Source organism: Schaalia sp., from assembly GCF_050312375.1.
In the GTDB taxonomy this organism is placed as follows: Bacteria; Actinomycetota; Actinomycetes; order Actinomycetales; family Actinomycetaceae; genus Pauljensenia; species Pauljensenia hyovaginalis.
In genome coordinates, this window is record NZ_JBNOYB010000104.1 from 1 (window position 1) to 5,484 (window position 5,484).

A 5,484-nucleotide genomic window follows, 5' to 3' on the forward strand; every position below is an offset into this window, starting at 1 on the left:
ATGTCAGTAGTAATACGGGTGCCCGCTCCAGTCGGGAGCGCGGTGCTCGAGGAAGGCGTCGCGGCCCTCCTGGGCCTCCGGCGTCATGTACGCCATGCGCGTCGCCTCCCCCGCGAAGACCTGCTGGCCCGCCATTCCATCGTCGGCGAGGTTGAAGGCGAACTTCAGCATGCGGATCGCCTGCGGGGACTTGGAGGCGATCGTCGCGGCCCATTCGAGCGCCGTCTCCTCGAGATGCGAATGGGGGACCGCGGCGTTGACCACCCCCCAGCGTTCAGCCGTTTCGGCGTCGTAGCGGTGCGCGAGGAAGAAGATCTCGCGCGCCCGCTTGTCCCCGACCTGGCGGGCGAGGAGGGCCGAACCGTAGCCGGCGTCGAAGGAGCCGACGTTCGCGTCGGTCTGCATGAAGGCCGCGTGCTCCTTCGAGGCGATCGACAGGTCGCAGACCACGTTGAGCGAGTGCCCGCCGCCCGCCGCCCAACCGGGAACCGCCGCGATGACGACCTTCGGCATCTGCCGGATCAGGCGCTGGACTTCGAGGATGTGGAGGCGTCCGGCGCGTGCGGGGTCGACCTGCTCGCGCCGGGTCGCAGTGTCGGCCTGCGAGTCGGCGCCCTCGACCTCATAACGGTAGCCGTCGGCGCCGCGCACCCTCTGGTCGCCGCCCGAGCAGAAGGAATAGCCGCCGTCCTTCGCGCTCGGGCCGTTGCCGGTGAGGATGACGGCCGCCACGTCGCTCGTCTGGCGCGCGTGATCGAGGCAGCGGTACAGCTCGTCGACGGTCGCCGGTCGGAAGGCGTTGCGGATGTCGGGCCGGTCGAAGGCGATGCGCACGACCGGCATGTCTTCGCCCGTGGGGCGGCCGTCGGCCTCCGGTCCGCGCGAGATTCCGCGGTGGTACGTGAGGTCGTGGAGGTCGAAGCCCGAGACTTCGCGCCACCGGCTCGGATCGAAGGTGTCGGAGACGAAGGAAAGCGCGCTCATGGCACAAGCCTACGCAAGGAGAGGCTCCTCCTGCGCCGCATGGCCTTCATCCGCCTTCCCGGGTCTCGCGCTCTAAACGCCCTCGTCACCGAAGGGGCGGTGGGGCGCCCGGGCCCCTCCCGGTCCGCGCCCGCGCGGACGGAGACGCCCGCGGGGCCGGGTAGTCTTCGGGCATGACCGAGATGCCCGTCTTCACGATCCCTCCGGCATCGGCGCACGGACTCGCCCTCGCCCTGGACTGCGCGCGCGCCGAAGCGGGCGCGCGCTCCTGGATCGCCCGTTTCGAGGACGCGGCGCTGATGAGCCGCTCCGAGCGTCTCGGACGGGCGGTCCTCGCCGCCGCCCACGGGGCCTCGGGGGCGCAGGGCCCCTCGGGGGACTCCCTCGTCGCACCCGGCAGCGAGCTCGATGAGGCGATCCGCGTCGTCGCCCGCGATGACGGGGCTGACGCGATCGTCCTGCTTCCCCGGGCGCAGCGCCCCTCCGGGACGCTGACGGCCTGGCATCGGAGCGCCTGGGAGGCGGGATACTCCCCTCGGATCCTGCGGCTCTCAGATGAGGCGCACTCGGCCCGCGTGGGATCGGCCCGGCTTGCGATCCTTGATCGAAGGGCCGGGCGATCCCTCGTCGACTCCCTGTGTGAGCAGGGGCTTCAGGTGATCTGGGACGGCTCCGCTGAGGACGAGCCCCCGCGCTTCGCGGATTCGGGAATCGTGGTGCATCGCATCTCCCGGGCGCAGCGGGCCTTCTTGGAGTCGGGCGGCGGCGCGCCTCCCTCGGGGGGCGGGCCGGGGCCCCTGCTCAGGGACGTGTCTGCGCTCCTGCGCCGCGCCATGGACCTCCTGGGCGATCCGGCTCCCGCTCCGAGGACGCTGAACGCTTCGCCCCCGCCGCTTCGGAGCATCGGGGCCTCCGCGCAGTTGATCGCCTCCCTCCCCGACGCCTCAGGGCCCGCCATCACTCGCGAGCCGATCGCATCGGGCGGCCTGTGGAGGATCTCGGCGCACCTGGACGCCGCGACCCGCCGCGGGCTGCTCGCCCTTGTCGCCGCCGTCGCGCGTCTGGCGCCCCCGCATCCCGAAATGCCCGATGGGGTCGAGTGCGCGCGTCGATCCGGGGCGCTGCTCCTCTTCAATCATGGTGATCGCGCGCGCGAGCTCTCGGCGATCATCGGCCGTGACGCCGTTTCGGGATCGGAGTGCACGGGGCATGCGCTCCTGGGGCCGGCTTCGGCGATGCTGGTCGTCGGGGCGGGCGAAGACCCGCGGAGGCGGGCATGATGGACGCCATGCCCCGACCTCGAAGCTCCGCCCGGCTCTCACGGATCGACATCCGCGCCCTCCCCTCGCACGTGCGCGCTCTCCTCGGGGGCATCGACGAGCTCCTCATCTACGACCTCGCGATGAACGTCCGCTTCCGGCGGGTGACGAGCCGTGACGGCCTCCTCCTCCACGGTGAGTTCGGCTGGGCGGAGGCCGCCCCTTTCTGGGATTACGATCCGGCCGAGTCCTCGACATGGCTCGAAGGCGCGATCGATGCGGCCTCCTCGCCGGGGCCCCGTCTTCACCGCGATGCGGTTCCCGTGAATGTGACGATCCCGGTGGTCTCCGCCGAATCGGCGCGGGATCGCGTCATCCGATCGCGGGGCTGCGCGACCGCCAAGGTGAAGGTCGCCGATCCGGGCGCGCGTCTCGAGGACGATGCCGAACGGGTGCGCGCGGTTGCCCGGGCGCTCGCCGAGACGGTCGGGGATGAGGGCCGCGTCCGAGTGGATGCGAACGCAGCGTGGACGGCCGATGAGGCGATCGCCGCGATCGAGCTCCTCGACGGGGCGGCCGAAGCGGTGGGCGGTCTTCAGTACGTGGAGCAACCCTGCGCGAGCATCGAGGAGCTCGCGCGGGTGCGTCGCGCGGTCAGGGCTCCCATCGCCGCCGATGAGTCCATTCGCCGCGCTCGGGATCCTCTGGCGGTCGCGCGCGAGGGGGCCGCCGATGTCGCGGTCATCAAGATCGCTCCGCTCGGCGGGATCCGCAGGGCTTTGAGGATCGGAGAGGAAACGGGCCTGCGACTGGTCGTCTCCTCCGCCCTCGAATCCTCGATCGGCCTTCAGGTCGGGGTCCGCGCCGCCGCATCGATCCCCGGGGAGGTCCTCGCCTGCGGGCTCGCGACCGCCTCCTTCCTCGCCTCCGATGTCGTCGCCGAGCCCGTGCGCGTCGAGGCCGGGGCATTGCCCCTTCGCGAGCTCGAGCCCGACCTCGGCCTCCTGGCCTCGCCCGTCGACGACTCCCTCAGCGCCCGCTGGATCGATCGTCTCGACGCCATGGCCGTGCACCTCGGGGAGCGCCGATGAGTCATCCTTCCGAACTGCTCGCCCGCTCGCTGCTCGCCGCCTTGATCTCGGCGGGGGTGCGCGACGTCGTCTACTGCCCCGGTTCGCGCTCGGCGCCGCTCGCCTATGCGCTGGGGGCCGCGGTCGACGCGGGCCTCGTCCGCGCCCATGTCCGCATCGATGAGCGTTCGGCCTGCTTCCTCGCGATCGGATTGTCGAGGGCGGGCCGGCGAGACGACCCGTCCTGCGATGATCCTGCCCTCAGGCGCCGTCCGGCGCCGGTCGCAATCGTCACGACCTCCGGGGGAGCGGTTGCGGAACTGCACGCGGGAGTCGCCGAGGCCCATCATTCGCGTCTTCCCCTGATCGTGGTGAGTGCGGATCGGCCCGCGGAGATGCAAGGGGTGGGAGCATCCCAGACGACGACGCAGGCGGGGATCTTCGGGCCGCATGCGCGCGCGTGCCTCGATCTGCCTGCCGACTCCCTCCCCGGTCCGAGTCTGAGCTCGCGCATCGGGCGCGTCCTCGCCCGCGCCCAGGGGCTGCCCTCGGGGAGCGCCGGCCCCGTTCAGATCAACATCGCCTTCCGGGATCCCCTCACCCCCGAGGGCGGCTCCCTGGAGGCTCCCCCCTTCTCCTTGGAGGGGCCCGCTCCCGCGCGCGTGCATCCGAGCCCGCCCGTCCCGCTCGAATGGGGCGAGGCGATCGAGGGCGGTCTGCGCACGGTCATCGTCGCCGGTGACGCCGCTGATCCCGAGGCGTCGCGCTGGGCCGCGGCGGCGCGGCTCCCGATCCTCGCCGAGCCCACCAGCGGCCTCGCCTTCGATGAGCTCCGCATCCCCTTCGAGCAGTCGCTCCTCGAATCCGAGCTGGCCGGGCGGATCGAACAGGTCATCGTCACGGGCAGGCCGACGCTGTCGCGGCCCGTATCGGCCCTCCTCGCCCGTCGGGATCTCAGGGTCGTCGTCGTCGATCCGACGGATGAGTGGACCGATGTCGCGGGAGCCGCGGCTCTCGTGGTGCCCGCGCTCGCGGCGCCCCCTGAAGCCCCGGAGGGGCGGATCCCGGACGACTCTTGGCTCGAGCAGTGGCGCGCCCTCGCACGATCCACGGGCGAAAGGATCGAAGGCGTCCTCGACGCCGCCCCCCTGAGCGTCCTTCATGCGGCCCGTACAGTGTGGTCCGCCGATTCCCGGGCGCTCTTCCTGGGGGCCTCCAACTCGGTGCGCGCCGCCGATCTGGTCGCAGACCGCGGTCGCCCGCGTCGGGTCGTCTCCAACCGCGGGCTCGCAGGCATCGACGGAACGATCGCCAGCGCCATGGGCCTCGCCCTCGGCACCGAGGAGCCGGTCACCGCCCTCATGGGCGATCTCTCCTTCTTCCACGACGCCGGCGCGCTCGCCGTCCCCGCGGATGAGCCGACGCCCGATCTCCTCATCCTCGTCGCCGATGACGGGGGCGGCGGCATTTTCCGGGGATTGGAGCACGGCCGCTCGGAGAACGCCCCGACCTTCACGCGCTGGTTCGCCACCCCTCAGCGCACCTCGATCGAAGGGCTCGCCCGGGCGCACGGGCTCGCCTACCGGGAGGCGTCGACGCAGGAGGAACTGCGCGCCCTCGTCGAACGCGCCCCGCGGGGCGTCGTCGTGTGCAGGATCGTCTGCTCGCATCCCGACGAGCTCCAGGACGTGAAGAAGGCGGCACAGGGCCTCCGCCTTCACAGCAAACGTACAGATCAGATTCAGTAACAGGGAAGACAAGGCCTGCACACTGGTCTCATCAGCCACGATCGGCCGCTTGGAAAGAAGGAGTCTATGAGCGACACGCAACCGGATCCCTACGAGGGGCAGCGTCCCGGAGCTCCGCAGGACCCGACACCGCAAACCGAGGCGGGTGCAGAGGAATCCACGCGGATCCTTCCCCTGAACGATCAGCCCGAAGAATCGCTTCCCCTCGGCCCCGAGGCCGCCCCCACGGTCGAGGCGGCCGCTGCGCAGGAGCGGACGGCGCCGATGAGCCCCATCCCCGATGAGGGCGCGACGCGAACGCCCCTCGTGCCGGAATCGACGCCGACGGCAGCGGCTGCGGCGCCCGCCGAGGTGCAGGCGCCGCGTGATGCCCAGGCCTTCCGCGGTGCGCAGACCTCCGCTGAGGCGCAGGCGCCCCGAGAG

At 71.8% G+C, this 5,484-nt stretch carries 4 protein-coding genes and 1 pseudogene; 4 read left to right on the forward strand and 1 reads right to left on the reverse strand.

The features are described from left to right. Nucleotides 1–3: 3 nt before the first annotated feature. Entirely contained in the window at nt 4–984 is a 981-nt protein-coding gene (locus ACQY7V_RS07960) for a 1,4-dihydroxy-2-naphthoyl-CoA synthase (RefSeq protein WP_320836039.1), read from the reverse strand. A 173-nt stretch (nt 985–1,157) separates the two neighbouring features. Here ACQY7V_RS07960 and ACQY7V_RS07965 point away from each other — a divergent pair, with 173 nt between their 5' ends. The 4 genes and pseudogenes from ACQY7V_RS07965 to ACQY7V_RS07980 form a co-directional block, all read left to right on the forward strand. After that, on the forward strand, nt 1,158–2,264 hold the full coding sequence (locus tag ACQY7V_RS07965) for a hypothetical protein (RefSeq protein WP_320836038.1): 1,107 nt from the start codon (nt 1,158–1,160) through the stop codon (nt 2,262–2,264). Between the two features lie 8 nt (nt 2,265–2,272). Then, entirely contained in the window at nt 2,273–3,334 is a 1,062-nt protein-coding gene (locus ACQY7V_RS07970) for an o-succinylbenzoate synthase (protein ID WP_428639715.1), read from the forward strand. Next, the gene (gene menD, locus ACQY7V_RS07975; protein WP_428639717.1) at nt 3,331–5,061 is read left to right on the forward strand and encodes a 2-succinyl-5-enolpyruvyl-6-hydroxy-3-cyclohexene-1-carboxylic-acid synthase; all 1,731 of its coding nucleotides are present in this window, start codon (nt 3,331–3,333) and stop codon (nt 5,059–5,061) included. Before ACQY7V_RS07970 ends, menD begins: the two co-directional genes overlap by 4 nt. 66 nt (nt 5,062–5,127) lie before the next feature. After that, a pseudogene (locus tag ACQY7V_RS07980) lies at nt 5,128–5,484 on the forward strand (hypothetical protein); the annotation flags it as partial.

Excerpts from the sequence above, each read along its gene's own strand:
- ACQY7V_RS07960 (WP_320836039.1), bottom strand. The coding sequence starts at position 984 with ATGAGCGCGCTTTCCTTCGTCTCCGACACCTTCGATCCGAGCCGGTGG.
- ACQY7V_RS07965 (WP_320836038.1), top strand. The coding sequence starts at position 1,158 with ATGACCGAGATGCCCGTCTTCACGATCCCTCCGGCATCGGCGCACGGA.
- ACQY7V_RS07970 (WP_428639715.1), top strand. The coding sequence starts at position 2,273 with ATGCCCCGACCTCGAAGCTCCGCCCGGCTCTCACGGATCGACATCCGC.
- menD (WP_428639717.1), top strand. The coding sequence starts at position 3,331 with ATGAGTCATCCTTCCGAACTGCTCGCCCGCTCGCTGCTCGCCGCCTTG.